The sequence below is a fragment of the Mycobacterium sp. genome (assembly GCF_965277065.1).
In the GTDB taxonomy this organism is placed as follows: Bacteria; Actinomycetota; Actinomycetes; order Mycobacteriales; family Mycobacteriaceae; genus Mycobacterium.
Genome location: NZ_CBDIBT010000019.1, coordinates 1396473 through 1413164, shown reverse-complemented (window position 1 = coordinate 1413164; position 16692 = coordinate 1396473). Strand labels below are relative to the sequence as shown.

14 protein-coding genes and 1 pseudogene are annotated in these 16692 nt (G+C 66.4%); 5 read left to right on the top strand and 10 right to left on the bottom strand.

Going from position 1 to position 16692, the window contains the following annotated elements:
* Nucleotides 1–24: 24 nt before the first annotated feature.
* On the bottom strand, nt 25–1182 hold the full coding sequence (locus tag ACQY5A_RS24080) for an acyl-CoA dehydrogenase family protein (RefSeq protein WP_428342767.1): 1158 nt from the start codon (nt 1180–1182) through the stop codon (nt 25–27).
* Between the two features lie 35 nt (nt 1183–1217).
* Here ACQY5A_RS24080 and ACQY5A_RS24075 point away from each other — a divergent pair, with 35 nt between their 5' ends.
* The 3 genes and pseudogenes from ACQY5A_RS24075 (at nt 1218) to ACQY5A_RS24065 (ending at nt 4578) form a co-directional block, all read left to right on the top strand.
* Nucleotides 1218–2204 (top strand): MaoC family dehydratase, encoded by a 987-nt coding sequence (locus ACQY5A_RS24075; RefSeq protein ID WP_428342766.1) that lies wholly within the window; start codon nt 1218–1220, stop codon nt 2202–2204.
* Nucleotides 2183–3283: pseudogene (locus ACQY5A_RS24070) on the top strand (CoA transferase); the annotation flags it as partial. The gene ACQY5A_RS24075 and the pseudogene ACQY5A_RS24070, both read left to right, overlap by 22 nt.
* On the top strand, nt 3277–4578 hold the full coding sequence (locus ACQY5A_RS24065) for an amidohydrolase family protein (RefSeq protein WP_428342765.1): 1302 nt from the start codon (nt 3277–3279) through the stop codon (nt 4576–4578). The pseudogene ACQY5A_RS24070 and the gene ACQY5A_RS24065, both read left to right, overlap by 7 nt.
* Nucleotide 4579: 1 nt before the next feature.
* Here the strand turns inward: ACQY5A_RS24065 and ACQY5A_RS24060 are convergent, their stop codons facing one another.
* The 7 genes from ACQY5A_RS24060 to ACQY5A_RS24030 all read right to left on the bottom strand — a co-directional run bounded on the left by ACQY5A_RS24060 (nt 4580) and on the right by ACQY5A_RS24030 (nt 11384).
* A complete protein-coding gene (locus ACQY5A_RS24060; RefSeq protein WP_428342764.1) occupies nt 4580–5029 on the bottom strand; it encodes a hypothetical protein in 450 nt (149 codons plus the stop codon).
* A 25-nt stretch (nt 5030–5054) separates the two neighbouring features.
* Nucleotides 5055–6215 carry an acyl-CoA dehydrogenase family protein gene (locus tag ACQY5A_RS24055; RefSeq protein ID WP_428342763.1) on the bottom strand — a complete coding sequence of 387 codons (1161 nt, stop codon included), beginning with the start codon at nt 6213–6215 and terminating at the stop codon, nt 5055–5057.
* A 60-nt stretch (nt 6216–6275) separates the two neighbouring features.
* On the bottom strand, nt 6276–7376 hold the full coding sequence (locus ACQY5A_RS24050) for an acyl-CoA dehydrogenase family protein (protein ID WP_428342762.1): 1101 nt from the start codon (nt 7374–7376) through the stop codon (nt 6276–6278).
* A 23-nt stretch (nt 7377–7399) separates the two neighbouring features.
* The gene (locus tag ACQY5A_RS24045; protein WP_428342761.1) at nt 7400–8296 is read right to left on the bottom strand and encodes an alpha/beta hydrolase; all 897 of its coding nucleotides are present in this window, start codon (nt 8294–8296) and stop codon (nt 7400–7402) included.
* A gap of 116 nt (nt 8297–8412) precedes the next feature.
* Nucleotides 8413–9267, bottom strand: a complete 855-nt coding sequence (locus ACQY5A_RS24040; RefSeq protein WP_428342760.1) for an alpha/beta fold hydrolase — start codon at nt 9265–9267, stop codon at nt 8413–8415.
* A 108-nt stretch (nt 9268–9375) separates the two neighbouring features.
* Nucleotides 9376–10674: a fatty acid desaturase family protein gene (locus ACQY5A_RS24035; protein WP_428342759.1), complete on the bottom strand. Its 1299-nt coding sequence runs from the start codon at nt 10672–10674 to the stop codon at nt 9376–9378.
* 551 nt (nt 10675–11225) lie between these two features.
* The gene (locus ACQY5A_RS24030; RefSeq protein ID WP_428342758.1) at nt 11226–11384 is read right to left on the bottom strand and encodes a DUF6307 family protein; all 159 of its coding nucleotides are present in this window, start codon (nt 11382–11384) and stop codon (nt 11226–11228) included.
* A gap of 150 nt (nt 11385–11534) precedes the next feature.
* On the opposite strand from ACQY5A_RS24030, the gene ACQY5A_RS24025 reads away from it, so the two are divergent.
* Entirely contained in the window at nt 11535–12755 is a 1221-nt protein-coding gene (locus ACQY5A_RS24025; RefSeq protein WP_428342757.1) for an alpha/beta hydrolase fold domain-containing protein, read from the top strand.
* Nucleotides 12756–12783: 28 nt separating this feature from the next.
* Nucleotides 12784–14202 (top strand): WS/DGAT/MGAT family O-acyltransferase, encoded by a 1419-nt coding sequence (locus ACQY5A_RS24020; protein WP_428342756.1) that lies wholly within the window; start codon nt 12784–12786, stop codon nt 14200–14202.
* On the opposite strand, the gene fadD12 is transcribed toward ACQY5A_RS24020, so the two are convergent.
* Together fadD12 and ACQY5A_RS24010 are read right to left on the bottom strand one after the other, a co-directional pair.
* Nucleotides 14193–15800, bottom strand: coding sequence for an acyl-CoA ligase FadD12 (gene fadD12 / locus ACQY5A_RS24015; RefSeq protein WP_428342755.1), 1608 nt, complete (start codon nt 15798–15800; stop codon nt 14193–14195). The genes ACQY5A_RS24020 and fadD12 overlap by 10 nt on opposite strands.
* A 2-nt stretch (nt 15801–15802) precedes the next feature.
* Nucleotides 15803–16609 (bottom strand): 1-acyl-sn-glycerol-3-phosphate acyltransferase, encoded by an 807-nt coding sequence (locus ACQY5A_RS24010; protein ID WP_428342754.1) that lies wholly within the window; start codon nt 16607–16609, stop codon nt 15803–15805.
* Nucleotides 16610–16692 lie beyond the last annotated feature (83 nt).

Below are 16692 nucleotides of genomic sequence, written 5' to 3'. Positions count from 1 at the left end.
GACCACAACTGGCCGCTCGGCGGGCTAGAGCCCGCCGCGGGACACCAGCTGTGCGGCAATCACATTGCGCTGGATCTCGTTGGTGCCCTCACCGACGATCATCAGCGGCGCGTCGCGGAAGTAGCGTTCGACATCGTATTCAGTGGAATAGCCGTAGCCGCCGTGGATCCGGACCGCGTTGAGTGCGATCTCCATGGCCACTTCGGAGGCGAACAGCTTGGCCATCCCGGCTTCCATGTCGCAGCGCTGCCCGCTGTCGTAACGCTCGGCGGCATAGCGGGTGAGCTGGCGGGCGGCGGTCAGCTTGGTCGCCATGTCGGCGAGGTAGTTGCCGATCGACTGGTGCTTCCAGATCGGCTGACCGAAGCTTTCCCGCTGCTGCGCGTAGGCCAGGGCGTCATCGAAGGCGGCGGTCGCCACTCCCAACGCGCGCGACGCCACCTGAATCCGTCCTGTCTCGAGGCCTTTCATCATCTGCGAGAAGCCATTTCCCGCATCGCCGCCGAGAATCGCCGAGAGCGGCACCCGGTAGTTGTCGAAGGACAGCTCACAACTCTCCACGCCCTTGTAGCCCAGCTTGGGCAGATCCCGCGACACAGTCAGCCCCGGGCCGTGCTCGGCCAGCAGTATCGAAATGCCCTTGTGGCGCGGGGTCGCTTTTGGGTCGGTCTTGCACAGCAGCGCGATCAGCCCGGACCGGCGTGCGTTGGAGATCCACGTCTTCGAGCCGTTGACGACGAGAACAGATTCATCGGCGCCGTCCGGCGCTGCGGTGGTCGACATGTTCTGCAAGTCGCTGCCACCGCCCGGCTCGGTCAGCGCCATCGTCGCCCGCAGTTCACCGGTGGCCATCGGCGGCAGGTAACGCTGCCTCTGCTTGTCGGTGCCGAACAGCGCCAGCAGCTTGGCCACCACCGTGTGGCCACCCATCGCGCCGGCCAGGCTCATCCAGCCCCGCGCCAGCTCCTGCGTCACCAGCACGTAGCACGGCATCGACACCGGCGTGCCGCCGTACTGCTCGGGGACGGCCAGCCCGTAGATGCCGATGCGCTTCATCTGCTCGATCCACGCTTCGGGATACTCTCCTGCATGCTCGACTTCACGGACCGTCGGCCTGACCTCTTTGTCGACGAACTCGCGCACCGTCGCGACCAGCATTGCCTCGTCGTCGTCAAGCCCCATACGCCCATGTTGGCATGCCGGGGAGCGGGGTCACGATGACAGTCGGCCCGTACTTCGACCAGGTGCACACCGGCCAGGTCTTCACCGGCGCGCCGTCGATGACGCTCACCCCCGGTCTGGCCGCCGTGCATCAGAGCATCCTCGGCGACCGGCTGCGCCTGCCGTTGGACGCCGAACTGTCCGCCGCGGTCACCGGCCTGCCCGCGACGCTGGCGCATCCCGGCCTGGTCTGCGACGTCGCGATCGGGCAGTCGACGCTGGCCACCCAGCACGTCAAGGCCAACCTGTTCTACCGCGGACTGACCTTCTTCCGGTTCCCGGCGATCGGGGACACGTTGTTCACCCGCACCGAGATCGTGGGGCTGAAGAAGAATTCGGCGAAGCCGGGCCGGGCGCCCACCGGGCTGATAGCCCTGCGCATCACCACCATCGACCAGGCGGACCGGCTGATCCTCGACTTCTACCGCTGCGCGATGTTGCCGTTGAGTGCCGGTGCCGACCCCGAGGGCTCCAACCATGCCGACGACCTGTCGACGGTCGGTGCCGACCTGGCCCCGCCGCCCTCGGCCGCCGCCGAGTGGAACGGCGATGCCTTCCGGCAGCGGGTCACCGGGCCGCATTTCGACCCCGGCCTGGCCGGAACGGTGCTGCACAGCAGCGCCGACGTGGTGAGCAGCGCACCGGAGTTGGCCCGCCTCACCTTGAATCTCGCTGGGGTCCACCATGATTCGCGCCTCGGCGGACGCCGGCTGGTCTACGGCGGGCACACCATCGGGCTGGCGCTGGCGCAGGCCGGCAAGTTGTTGCCGAACCTGGCGACCGTGCTGGGCTGGCAGTCCTGCGATCACACCGCGCCGGTCTATGAAGGCGACACCCTCTACAGCGAACTGCACATCGAGTCTGCCGAGCAGACCGAAGGCGGTGGGGTACTGGGATTGCGCTCGGTGGTCTACGCGTTCAGCGCCGACCCCGACGAGCCGCGGCAAGTCCTCGACTGGCGTTTCACCGCGCTGCAATTCTGATGCTGGAGGAAGCCTGCCGCGTGGCCGCCGACATCGGCGGGCTGCTCGGCGTGGACGTCGACGCCGCGACCACCTTGGCCGGCCGCGCAGCGATCATGAATCTCGGCCCGCCCGGCCGTATCTCGGCCGGCGGCGCCACCAGACTCCTACCCACCGTTGACGGGTGGTGCGCGGTGGCGCTGCCCCGCGACGACGACCTCGCGGCGCTACCGGCGCTGATGGAAGTCGGCGCGGTCGTCGGTGACCCGTGGGAGGCGCTGTCCCGCTGGGCCGCACTGCGTTGCAGCGACGAGGTCATCGCCCGCACCCGGCTGCTCGACATCGCCGCCGCAGCCCTGGGCGAAGCGTCGGCCGGGGTGCCGGCGGTTCGGATTTGTGGTGCCGCTGTGGTGCCGCGACGGGCCGGCGGGTTGCTCGTGGTGGACATGTCGTCGCTGTGGGCCGGACCGCTGTGCGGCCGGCTCCTCGCCCGAGCGGGCGCCGTCGTCGTCAAGGTGGAGAGCCCGAGTCGGCCCGACGGCACCCGCCGCGGCGAGCCGGCCTTCTTCGACTGGATGAACACCGGAAAGCTCTCCTATGCCGTCGATTTCGACGCGGAAGCGGACGCACTGCGCCGGCTGCTGGATGTGGCCGACATCGTCATCGAGGGATCACGTCGCGGGGCACTGCATCGCCGTCGGCTCGCCAGCGAGGACGTGCCTGCCCGGCCAGGGCGAATCTGGTTGCGGATCAATGGCTACGGTGATCAGCCGGACCGTCCAGCGTTCGGTGACGACGCCGCCGTCGCCGGCGGTCTGGTCGACAACGACGACCGCGGACCGGTGTTTCGTGGCGATGCGATCGCGGACCCGCTCACCGGACTGGAAGCGGCGCGCGCGGTGGGGGAGTCGCTGCGCCGCGGTGGTGGCGAGGTGATCGACGTGGCGATGGCGCAAGTGGCCGCCCGGTACGCGGCGCTGCCACCCGGCGCCACTGCGGCCGCGGTCACCCGGCCCGAGGCACCGCCGGCGTCAGCATTGGGGGCCGACAATCGAGCCGTCGAGTGCCTGGTGTCCGAGAGGCTCGGCGCTTCATGCTGATTCAGCGCGCGACGCGACTCGACGGCACTGCCGTCGACATCAGGGTGAGCGACTGCATCGACGAGGTGGCCGAGACTCTGACACCGGAGTCTGGCGAGGATGTGCTCGACGCAAGAGGCGGGACAGTGCTGCCGGGCCTGCACGACCACCATGTGCACCTGTACTCCGCGGCAGCCGCGGCGACCTCGATCCGGGTCGGCCCACCGCAGGTCCGCGATCACGCCGCACTGGCCGCCGCGCTGGCGAGCGCCGAGGCCGGTGAGGACGGCTGGATCCGCGCTGTCGGATACCACGATTCGGTCGCCGGACCACTGGACCGCCACGCGATGGACGCTATCGCGCCCGCCGCGCCGGTGCGGATTCAGCATCGCAGCGGACTGTTGTGGATCCTCAACTCGGCGGGCCTGCAACGCGTCGGCCTGCCCGATCACCCAGACGGCCGGCTGCGCAGCACCGACTCCTGGGCGGACGCCCTGGGGCGCGGCGAAAACAGCCTGGCCGACCTCAGCCAGCGGCTGAGCAGCAACGGTGTCACCGGGATCACCGACGCCACACCGGATCTCGCTATCGCCGACGTGGTGCGGTTATCGGAGCTGCACCGCCGCGGTGAACTCCGTCAGCGTGTGCACTGTCTGGCCCCGGGCAAGCGGATCCTGCACGACGACGACCTCGACCTCGAGCAGCTGGCCGGCTGGATCGTCGAGCGGCACCGCGACGACCACCCGGTTGCCGTCCACTGCGTCACCGCCGCGCAGTTACTGGTGACGATCGCGGCGCTGCGCGACGCCGGCTGTCATCCGGGTGACCGCATCGAACACGCCGCCGTCGTTCCCTCGGACTGTCTGGCCGACATAGCCGACCTCGGGGTGACGGTAGTGACCCAGCCCAATTTCGTTGTCGAGCGCGGAGATCAGTACCTCGACGAGGTGCCCGCCGCCGAACACGATCAACTGTGGCGAGTGGCGTCGCTGATCGAGGCGGGGGTGCCGGTGGCGCTGTCCACTGATATGCCGTTCGGCGATGGGGACCCGTGGGCGGCGATGCGCGCCGCGGTGTATCGCACCACACACAGCGGAGCCGTACTGGGCAGCACTGAATGTGTCTCGGCCCGAACGGCTTTGACCATGTTTCTCGGCAGCGCAGAACACCCCACCCGGCCGCGTCTGGTCGAACCGGGTGAACCCGCGGATCTGTGCGTGCTCAGCGTCACGCCGCAAACGGCGTTGGCCGAACTGGACGCCGGAATGGTCGCGGCGACCATCATCAGCGGCGAAACCGTCGACACGTCAGGGTGAATCAGGAAATGTCACCGATGAGGTAGCGCTGCAGAGTGGGCGCCACCGCGTTGACCAGGGTGTCGACATCCATCGAGTGAATCGGCTCCACCTTCACCCCGTAGCGCATGATGCCCAGGCCGACCACCGCCGAGGCGCACAGCGAGGCGCGGAACGTGATCTGGTCAGCGCCCAACGCCTTGAGTAGTGGGTTGAAAACCGGGCCGATGAACAGGCCTTGCGCGATGTCGACCGTTTTGGCCAGGCCCGCCGTGGCGATCGCGCTGGCGGCGAACGGTCCACCGCCGGTGACATCCCAGGTGCTGATCAGCATCTGCAGTGTGCGCCGGCCGGCCTGATCCACACCCCCGCGGACGATCTTGTCGATGAAGTCTCTGGTGCCGAAAGGCAGATGCAACTTGCGTGCCACTGGGTCGAGAATCGCCCGGAATGGGTTCTCGCGAGGGGCCACGCTTGCCAGGATGGCACGGGCCGGATCAGTGCGGCAAGTCCCGGAACGGCGTGTTGCGATATGGCTCAGGCTCTTTCGGCAAGCCCAGCACACGCTCGCCGATGATGTTGCGCTGAATTTGATCGGTGCCGCCGCCGATCGAGGTGAAGTAGGCGTTCAGCGTCCGGAAGGTCACGGCGTCGCCGACGGGGTTGTCCGGGCCGGTCAACAAAGCTTGCGCGCCGACGATTTCGGTTTCGACGCGCGCGGTCTCGTGCAGGATCCGCGACATCGCGATCTTGCCGAGCGCGAGCAACGTGGCCGACTCTACACGATCGGTAGCCGCCTTGGAGCGTTGAGTGTTCCACCGGTTGACGGTGGCCAAGGCGTCGACGCGGGCGATCTGCTGGCGGATGTAGGGGTCGTCCAACCGGCCGGCGTCCCGCGCCAATTCGACCAGCAGATGGGCTTTCTCGGCCTGGGGGCGCTTGGCGTCGCGGGCCGTGCGGGCGATGTCGGCCATGAACCGGCGCTCGTAGGCCAGCGCGGTCTGTAGCACCGACCAGCCGCCGTTGAGTTCGCCGATCAGGTTCTCGGCGGGAACCCGGGCGTTTTCGATGAAGACTTCGTTGAATTCCGATTCACCGGTGATCTGGTGGATCGGCCGGATCTCGACGCCGGGCTGACGCATCGGCAGCATGAAGAAGCTGATGCCCTGGTGCTTGGGCACATCCCAGTCGGTCCTGGCCACCAACATCCCGTAGTCGGCGGTCTTGGCGAACGACGTCCACACCTTCTGCCCGTTGATCACCCACTCGTCGCCGTCGCGCTCGGCCCGAGTGTGCAGGCCGGCCAGATCCGAGCCAGCGCCGGGCTCGCTGTACAGCAGACACCACTTGCTCTCGCCGCGTATCGACGGCGGAATCAGCCGCTGCTTCTGCTCGTCGGTTCCCGCGTCGTGCAGCGTGCAGGCGAACAGGTTGCCGCGGTCATGTCCGCAACCGTGCGCTCCGACGGCGGCGAATTCCGCTGCGACGAGCCGAGATTGGGCATCAGTGAGACCACGGCCGTAAAACTCCGATTCCCAGCTGGGGGTCGCCCACCCGGCATCGACCACGATGTGAGCCCAACTGGCGCGGTCGATATCGGGATTCCAGTTGGCCGCCAACCACTTCCGGACCTCACCGCGCAGTTCGTCGTCAGTCAAGCGCCACTCCTCCTGCCCTTATCGATCGCACTGCACTGTTTGTCGTCGCCGGCGGGGTCATCAGGCTCCGATCTGCTGCAGGTAGCGTTCCCGGTGCCAGGATGCGCCGCCCAGCAACTGCGCGTCGCTGCGGGCCCGACGCAGATAAAGATGCGCCGGATGTTCCCAGGTGAAACCGATACCGCCGTGGACCTGGATATTGGTCGCCGCCACGAAGACGAATGCGTCCGAGCAGTACGCCTGTGCCAGAGCAAGATCCGCCACCCGCGAGGCCGTCTGGTCGGCGAATGCGTGGGCGGCGAAGCGCGCCGCCGACACCGCAGACTCTGCCTCCAGCAACATGTCGGCACACATGTGCTTGACGGCCTGGAAACTGCCGATCGCGCGGCCGAACTGGAAGCGGGTCTTCGCGTACGCGGTGGCCATCTCGACTGCCCGCCGCGCGCCGCCGGCCTGCTCGCTGACCAAGGCCACCGCCGCGTGGTCGAGCGCGGCGTCGAAGACCCCGACACCGGTACCCGGCCGGCCGATCAACCGGGCGGGGGTGTCGACGAATTGCAGCCGGCACTGCTTGCGGGTCGGATCGAGGGTGGTCAGCGACGTCACGGCCAAACCGGGGGAGCCGGCGCTGACCGCGAACACCGAGGGACCGTTGTCGGTGATCGCCAACACGTAGAACAGTTGCGCAGATAGCCCGTCGAGCACGAAATGCTTGTAGCCCGTGAGGTGCCAGGTGTCGCCGATCAGACCCGCTGACGTGGAAATCGTCGCCGGCAACCGGGCCGAGCCGTCCTCGGCGAAGGCCGCCGTCGCGATCAGTTCCCCCGCCGCGATGCGCGGTAGCACCGCGTCGCACTCGGCCGCGTCGCCAGCTTCGGTCAGCAAGCCGGGCACCAACACGGCCGTCGACAGGAACGGGCTGACCAGCAGCGCCCGGCCCATCTCCTCCATCGCGATGCCCATTTCGACCGGGCCCGATTCGGCGCCGCCGTACTTCTCGTCGATCAGCAGACCGGTCAGACCCATGGCTGCCAGCTGGCGCCACACCATCGGGTCGAAACCCGTGTCGGTCGCCATCTGGATGCGTACCTGCGCCTCGCCGGAGTGCCGGGCCATCAAGTCGGCGACCGCGCCGCGCAGTGCCCGCTGTTCCTCGCTCACCGCAAAGGGCGCACCGGCAGACATCAGCTGGTGACGGCCAGCGCGGATCGTAGGCTCGCGCACTGGCTGGCAAAAAACTCTTTGGACACAGCCGCTTTCGGCACCACGAGGTCGAAGCCATGGAACGCGCCGGGGACGGTCTCGATCTGGCACGGCACCCCGGCCGCGGTCAGCCGGGCGGCATAGGCGAGGTCCTCGTCGTGGAACAGGTCGTGGGTGCCGACGCCGATCCACGCTGGGGGAAGACCACCGAGGTCCTTGTGCCGCGCCGGCACCGCGACCTTCGGATCGGCGTTGCCGAGGTAGGCCGCCCAGCCGAAGCGGTTGCTCTTCGGTCCCCACAGCCGGTAATTCGGGTTCTCCGGTGTCGAGCCGCTGCGGTCATCGAGCATCGGATAGGCCAGCAACTGCAGGGTCGGCGTCACCTCGCCGCGGTCCCGCGCCAGCAGCGCCAGGGCCGCTGCCAGCCCGCCGCCGGCACTGGCCCCGCCGATCGCGATCCGTGCCGGATCAATGGCGGGCAGCGCGGCCAGCCAGGTCAGCGCCGCATAGCAGTCCTCCAGCGGCGCGGGATAGGGGTGCTCGGGTGCCAGCCGGTAGTCGACTGATGCGACGGTGACGCCCAGCGCGCGCGCGAACCGGCGGCACAGTTCGTCGTCCTGTCGCGCGGTGCCGATGACGTAGCCGCCGCCGTGAATCCACAGCAACGCCGGCCCGGGCTGGCTGACGCCCTCCGGGCGGTGCAGTCGCACCCCGACACCAGAGCTCAGGATGAGTGCCTCGACGTCGCCGCTGCCGCCGCCGCGCTGGACCGCCCGTGAGAGCCGGCGAATCAGTCTCAGCGTCCTGGGCCCGACCAGCGCCCGAGGCGCAAAACGGGCGACCTTGCGGAGGTCGGGATGGAACTCGGTGCTCGGCATCGTTCCAGTATCGCCAACGCTGAGCGACGCCTGGGACCCGGACTACCCGACCGACTTTTCACGGTCGCGATGACACGTCAATATTATTGTCGGTGTTGATGATTCGAGCTAGATGATCAACACTGCGAGCCGGTCGCTTCTCGATCTGTTGTGGCGATGAAGTCGTCCAGAATGTCGACCACCGCTTTCGGGGACTCGACATGCGGAAAATGCCCGACACCGGCGAGCACCTCGAGTCGGCTACCCGGCACAGCTTCGTGAGCGGCGTAGCCATGGGAGACGGGAATGATCCGGTCCTGGTCGCCCCAGATCAGCAAGGTGGGTAGCCCGTAGCTGACGTGGATCTTGCCGAGTGCACTGACCGCCTGTCCGCGATAGTCGACCACCGATCGCAACGTACGCAGGAATGCTTGGCGAGTCGGCCGATCTGACAGCGTGCAGTAGGCGCTCCACATCTCACTCGCGCGGGGCGATTGAATTCCGGCTGAGGTAAGCCACGATTTCAGCTTGTTGCCGAGGTTCAACACCGGCTGCGGCGCGACGACCGGCAGTAGGAATTCAGCACCGGGTGCCGAGAGGATCCGCAAAATCCAGTTCAGGTCGGGGCCCAGTCCACCGCTGCCGATCAGAACGAGGCGCTGGCAGTAGTTACGGTGTTGATAGGCGAACTGCATGGCCACACCGCCGCCCAGTGATTGACCGATAACCGTTGCCCGGTCGATACCGAGCTCATCGAGCAGATCTCGCAGCCACGCCGCGAACGCCCCCAGCGAATAGTCGCCGCGCGGTTTCGCCGATTCGCCGTGTCCAAGCAGGTCCGGTGCGACCACCCGATATCGTTTCGCCAACTCGGGGATGACCGCGCGCCATGTTGCGGAGCTTCCTGCCATGCCGTGGATCAACAGCAACGCCTCGCCGGCACCTTCATCGCGATAGGCAATCTGCTCACCGTGCAGATCGAGAAAACGCATCTCGCTCACCTCAACCGGCCTCCGTTGATCGCTGGGACGCTGTCATACCAGCCGTTTCGCTGGCGTCAGACCAACCCTGGTCCGACCTACGTTACCGTAGGTTACCGATCAGTAGCATGCCGTGGCCTGACGTGCGGTTCGGTCCTGACCGGCGCCATCGCCCGCGCGCCCATCCTGACGCCATTGACGGACAGCCGCAATCGCGGTCTTGAGACCGCGGCGACGCCCGGTCGCCGGTGCGGTCTCGGTGAATCCGGGCTGAAGTGCGGCGAACATCCGCTCGCTGCGGGTTTCTGGAGCGTCGTCGGCGGTGTCGCGTAAATAGCGGTCTGGCAGCGACAGCTTGGCGATCGTGCGCCACGTCTTGGCGCATTGCACGGGGAATGAGCCTGTGGTGTAAGGCAAGTCGTACTTGTCGCAGACCTCGCGCACCCGCAACGAGACCTCGTGCAATCGGTTGCTCGCCAGGTCGGGGTAGAGGTGATGCTCGATTTGGTAACACAGGTTGCCGCTCATGAACCGCAACGCCGGTCCAGCCTCGAAGTTGGCACTGCCCAGCATCTGGCGCAGGTACCAATGGCCCCGGCTTTCGCCGATCATGTCGGTCTTTGTGAATTTTTCTGCGCCATCAGGGAAATGCCCGCAGAAGATCACGGCGTCGGTCCAGATGTTGCGGATGACATTGGCCACGATGTTGGCCTTCAGCGTCGACCCGAAGGTCGCCGCAGGCGAGACCGAGGTCAGCGCCGGGAACGCGGCGTAGTCCTTGACGAGTTGCTTTGCCGCCTTCGTAGTGAATTCGCGGATCTGTCGAGCGGTCAGATCGCGGCCAGGACCGTCGCCGAGAAGTTTGCCGAACTCGATGGGCTGCAAGCCGATTCCCCACTCGAAGCCGAGCGCCAGGATGGTGTTGAAGAGCACGTTGCCAACGTTGTACGGCTTCCACGGCTGGTCGCGGGTGACCCGCAGCGTGCTGTAGCCGACATCGTCATCCATACCGAGGATGTTGGTGTATTTGTGGTGCTGAAAGTTGTGAGTGGCTTTCCAGTGTTTTGACACCCCGCTCATGTCCCACTCCCACGTCGAAGAGTGAATCTCGGGGTCGTTCATCCAATCCCACTGGCCGTGCATGACGTTGTGGCCGATCTCCATGTTCTCGATGATCTTGGCCACTGCGAGGGTCCCGGTCCCGGCCCACCAGGCGGGGCGTCGCGAGCTACCGGCCATAATGAGCCGGCCGGCGACTTCCAGCGCGCGCTGCGCGGTAATGGTGCGACGAATGTAGCGGGCGTCGTGCGCGCCAAGGGAATCGTCGACGTCCTGCCGGATCGCGTCGAGTTCAACGGCGAGGTTGTCGATGTCGACATCGGTCAGGTGAGCGAAGGCCGGAACGTCGGTGATCGCCATGGGTTTCCGCCTTTCTAGCGCGGTTGTCTGGGTCGGCTTTGCTCGCCAACGGAAGGCACCCGGCTCGGCCGCTCACAATCTCCGCTGCTGGCCGAGCCGGGGGGTCTATCCGGGCGGGTCAGTGGTGGTGCCGGCGTCCGCCGAAGGTGTATCCCGTGCGTCCCAGCACGGCGAGAAACGCGCCGGGGACGACTCCGAGAGTGATCATGACGTATACCTGGTCCTCTTCCAACATGAAACGGGGGCGGCGCGTCTTGCGTTGCGCGGCAATTACTTACAACATCTTGCTGCACTAAATGAGGCAGGATGTGCGGCGCGAGCGAATGCCCATTTGGGTCCGGCGGCACAGCGGCCAGATCCCTTCCGTAACGGCTGGAAGTCTCAGCACGCTCAATCGTACACCCGTCGGGTGACACGCGCTGCGTGGCTGCTGACGCGTGACCCGCTCGAACCTGCCACGGAAGCGGTTGCGCCTCAACGGCTTTTCGTCAGCCGCTAGGTCTGTGCCCCGTCGACGTGTGGTTACGGCAGGCGGCGCTGCCGCCGCGGGCTCAGCGGATCTTCTCTGGAATCGAATTCAGGGCCTGCAGAACGTGTTCCGCCAATTCGCTGGCTTCGGCGTCCTTCAGCTTGGAATGCGACATCAGGGTGTCCCTGACCAGTTCCAAGCGAACGAAATAGGGTGAGTGAGACATGGTCGGTGAAGCCATCAGTTTTTCCTTTTCGATCGGGCATTTCCGCTCGTCACCGAGCCGCCCGACACTCTCGACCGTACGCCATCAGGGTGTGGCTCCGGCGATCGGCAGGGAACTGGGCACGATTCCGGGTTGGAGGCCCATACCCCGGGGTATTCTGCGCCGATGAATGTACGACCGGCGCCGCGCCCCGCTGGGCGCTCCCTGGCGTCGCACATCAAATGGTTGCTGCGAGCCCGCCCGGGCGACTACATGCTGGCGGCCAGCGACGCGATGGCCTCGCTACCGGTGGTGGGCAAGCATCTGGAACCACTCGGCGGCATCACCGCGATGAGCATCTGGGGTTCCCGGTTGGCGCCCGAGTTCATGTCGGCGTCGGCCAGGTCGTGGCTCACTCCCGGCATCGGTGCGACCCGCAAGGCCGAGCGGGACCAAACCCTGGCCGTCACCGACGCCGCGCTGCGGGGCTTGGTGCCAACCAAAGACCTGGACATCGAGTGGCCGGCTCCCGACCGGACCCCGCCGTTCTGGCGGGCGCGGCAGCATCGACGCCACCTGCACAGGACATCGGTGAGGTATGGCCGGGAGCCGTCGCAGCTGTTGGACGTGTGGCGTCGCAAGGACCTGCCGGTTCGTCCCGCGCCCGTGCTGATCTTCGTGCCCGGCGGCGCCTGGGTACATGGCGGCCGGCAACTTCAGGGCTATGCGCTGATGTCCCACCTGGCCGAGATGGGCTGGGTGTGCCTGTCAGCCGAGTATCGGGTGTCGCCGCACAACCGCTGGCCGTCGCACATCACCGACGTCAAAACCGCGATCGCGTGGGCACGCGCCAACGTCGACAAGTTCGGCGGTGACCGCAATTTCATTGCGGTAGCTGGTTGTTCAGCCGGCGGACACTTGGCGGCGCTGGCGGGACTGACCGCCAACGACCCCGACATGCAGAGCGACCTGCCGCCGGACTCCGATACCTCTGTCGATGCGGTGGTAAGCATCTACGGCCGCTACGACTGGGAGGACCGATCGACCCCGGAGCGGGACCAGTTCGTCGACTTCCTCGAGCGGGTGGTGGTCAAGCGAAGGATCAGCCGGCATCCCGAGGTGTTCCGTAACGCCTCGCCGATTGCCCGGACACACCCAGACGCCCCACCATTTTTGGTGATACACGGCAGCAGCGACCGGGTGATCCCAGTCGCGCAGGCGCGCAGCTTCATCGAGCGCCTGCGGGCCGTTTCCCGTTCGCTGGTCGGCTACGTGGAGTTGCCCGGCGCCGGGCATGGTTTCGACATGATCGACGGCGCGCGAACCGGTGCCATGTCGACAGCGGTCGGGCTGTTTCTGGGTCAGGTTCATCGCAACCGGATGATCGCGGCGAAAGAGGTTATTTAGCCGTCGCGCGGTTGTTAGGGTCGCTCCCATGAAGCGGCTGAGCGGCTGGGACGCGGTACTGCTGTACAGCGAAACGCCGAATGTGCACATGCACACGCTCAAGGTCGCCGTGATCGAGCTGGACGCCGACCGTCGTGATTTCGACATCGATGCGTTCCGCCGGGTGATCCACAGCCGGCTGTACAAGCTGGAGCCGTTTTGTTATCAGCTGGTTGACATTCCGCTCAAGTTGCACCACCCGATGTGGCGGGAAAACTGCGACGTCGACCTGACCTATCACGTACGCCCGTGGCGTCTGCCGGCCCCGGGCGGCCGCCGCGAACTGGACGAGGCGATCGGCGAGATCGCCAGCACGCCGTTGGACCGCGACCATCCGCTGTGGGAGATGTACTTCGTCGAAGGATTGGCCGACAACCGGATCGCGGTGGTGGGCAAGGTCCACCACGCCCTCGCCGACGGTGTGGCCGCGGCGAACCTGTTGGCGCGCGGCATGGATCTGGCGCCGGGCCCGCAGACCGGCGACGCTCGCTACGCGCCCGATCCGACGCCATCAACCGGGGAACTGGTGCGGTCGGCGTTTGCCGATCACATGCGCCACATCGGTCGAATCCCGGGGACCATCGGCTACACCGCGAAGGGCATCAACCGGGTGCGTCGCAGCTCGCGCAAGCTCTCGCCGGAATTGACGATGCCATTCACCCCGCCGCCAACGTTCATGAACCACATGCTCACTCCCGAACGTCGTTTCGCCACAGCGACTTTGGCGCTGGGCGACATCAAGGAGACCAGCAAGGCGCTCGGCGCCACGATCAACGACATGGTGCTGGCGCTGTCAGCGGGTGCATTGCGCAAGCTGCGGCTGCACTACGACGGTGAGTCCGACCACCCGCTGCTGGCGTCGGTGCCGGTGAGCTTCGACTTCTCGCCGGACCGGGTCTCGGGAAACCTGTTCACCGGAATGATGGTGGCGCTGCCCGCGGATGTCGACGATCCGTTGGAGCGGGTCCGACGCGCTCACGATTACGCCGTCGACGCCAAAGAAAGCCACCAGCTGCTCGGCCCGGAACTCGTCAGCCGATGGGCGGCGTACTTTCCCCCGGGGCCGTCGGAGTCGCTGTTCCGCTGGCTGGCCAGCCGCGACGGCCAGAACAAGGTGCTCAACTTGCCGATCTCCAACGTCCCGGGCCCGCGTGAGCACGGCCGGGTCGGTGGCGCAATGGTCACCGAGATCTATTCGGTGGGGCCGTTGACCACCGGCAGCGGTCTGAACATCACGGTGTGGAGTTACGTTGACCAGCTGAATGTTTCGGTGCTCGCCGACGGCGCCACGGTCGACGATCCACATGAAGTGACCGGGGCCATCATCGCGGAGCTCATCGAAATCCGGCGTGCGGCAGGGCTTTCCGAGCAGCTGACAGTGATCGAAAGCGCGTTGGCTCAGGCCTGATCGTTCAGGTGAGCATGCAGGTCACGCCGGGAGATCTTGCCGGTACTGCTGCGCGGCAACTCGTCCAGCACGATGATCTCGCGCGGCACTTTGTAATTGGCCAGGTTGTCGCGGACGTGTTGCTTGAGATCATCGACGGTGGCTGATGTGGTCGGTGTCATCACCACGAACGCCGCCAGCCGTTGACCGTACTGCTCGTCGTCGACGCCGAGCACGGTGGCCTCGGCGACGTCGGAGTGCCCGGCCAGCGTCTTCTCCACCTCGATCGGGTAGACGTTCTCGCCGCCGGACACGATCATCTCGTCGTCGCGACCAACGACGTACAGTCGACCGGCCTCGTCGAGTCGACCGACGTCGCCGGAGGCCATGAAGCCGTCGTGAAAGTTCCTGCCGGCGCCGGAGGTGTAACCGTCGAAGCGGTTGGAGTTGCGGACGAAGATCTGGCCGACTTCGCCGGTGGGCACCGACTGATGGTCGGAATCCAGAATGCGAATCTCGGTGCCCACAGCGGGTTTTCCCGCCGTGTCCGGCGCGGCGCGTAGATCCGTCGGTGTCGCGGTGGCGATCATCCCCGCCTCGGTGGCGTTGTAGTTGTTGTAGAGGATGTCGCCGAACTCGTCCATGAATTTCGTGACTACGTCGGGTCGCATCCGCGATCCGGATGCGGTCGCGAACCGCAGCGAGCGACCGCTGTAGCGGCGCCGTACATCGTCGGGCAGGTCCATGATCCGGTCGAACATCACCGGCACCACGCACAAGCCGGTGGCCTGGTGACGGTCGATGAGTTCGAGGGTGGCTTCCGGATCGAACTTGCGCCGGGTGGCCACCGTGCACCCGAGCGACGCGGCGAAGATCAGTTGTGAGAAACCCCAGGCGTGAAACATCGGCGCCACAACGACCGTGGTTTCCTCGGTGTGCCACGGCACCCGATCGAGCATCGCTTTGAGCTCCGTTGTCCCGCCGCCGGAATGCTTGGCGCCCTTGGGATTACCGGTCGTGCCCGACGTCAGCAGGATCATCCTGCCCTTGCGATCCGTCTTGACGGGTCGCTTACCGAGGTGAGCGCCGATCAGCTTCTCCACGGTGACGTCGTGGCGATCCGGATGGTCGGTCCAGGCGACGATGCGGGTGGTGTCGGGCTTGTCGGACAGCGCTCGGTCCACCGACTCGGTGAACTCCTCGTCGTAGATCACCGCGTCCGCGCCCTCGCGATTGACCACATCGGCCAGTGCCGGGCCGGCGAACGAGGTGTTGAGCAGCAGCACGTCGGCGCCGATCCGGTTGGCGGCGATCAGCGACTCGACGAATCCACGGTGGTTGCGGCACATGATCGCCACTACCTCGGGGGTCCCGCCCGGCAATGCTTGCAGAGCAGCGGTCAACGCATCGGCCCGCTGCTCGAGTTCGCGGTAGGTCAGCGAGCCCAGCTCGTCGATCAGCGCGGGACGGTTCGGGCAGCGTTGCGCCGACATCGCGAATCCGCTTGTGACGGCGAGTCCTTCGCGGCGAACCACGCGTGCGATGCGCAGATACTTGTCGGGCCGCATCGGGGCGATGATCCCCGCTCGGACCATGCTGCCCAGCAGACCGAGCGCCATCGCTACCCGATTACCGGCAGGCGGCGTTCTTTGGCCAGCCCGTCGAGCGCCTTCTGCATGACCCGGCGAACGTGGGAGTCGACCGTGTCGATGTCGGGCTGTTCGCCGAATTCGGCTGTCACGTCGATCGGTTCGAGTACCTGCATCACGATCTTGGTCGGCAGCGGGACGTTGACGGGCAACACCGCGGACAGCCCGAACGGGAAACCCACCGAGATCGGCAGGATCTTCACCCGCATCACCTTGTCCAGTCGTAGCGCCTTGGCCAGGCCCATCCCGCGGGTCAGGTAGAGCTGACTCTCCTGGCCGCCGATCGCCACCGCCGGAACGATCGGCACTCCGGCGTTGATCGCGGCCCGCACATATCCGGTGCGCCCGTCGAAGTCGATCACGTTCTCCGACAACGTCGGTCGGTAGACGTCGTAGTCGCCGCCGGGGAACACCACCACCACGCCGCCGGATCGGAGCGCCTCGTCGGCGTTTTCGTGGTTGGCCCGGATGAAACCGGTGCGGCGGAAGAACTCGCCGGTGGGTCCGGTGAAGATGACATCGTGGCTGAGCGTGTAGACCGGACGGTCGAATCCGAAGTGCTCGTAGAAGCCGGTCGCGAACACCGGCACGTCCATGGCGAACAGCCCGCCGGAATGGTTCGCCACCACCAACGCGCCACCCGGCGGGAACGCCTCCAGGCCGCGAATCTCAGCCCGGTGATAGCCCTTGATCAGCGGACGCAGCCAGCCCATGACGCGCTCGGTGAGCCCGGGATCCCATTTGGACATCTCGTTGGGTTCGACATCGGTGGCAGCCATTTGGCAGTGATGCTAGCCGAGCCCGAACGGCTCGATACGATCTCCGCAAGACCCATTACGAACAGGACTTAGGAGTGCGACGC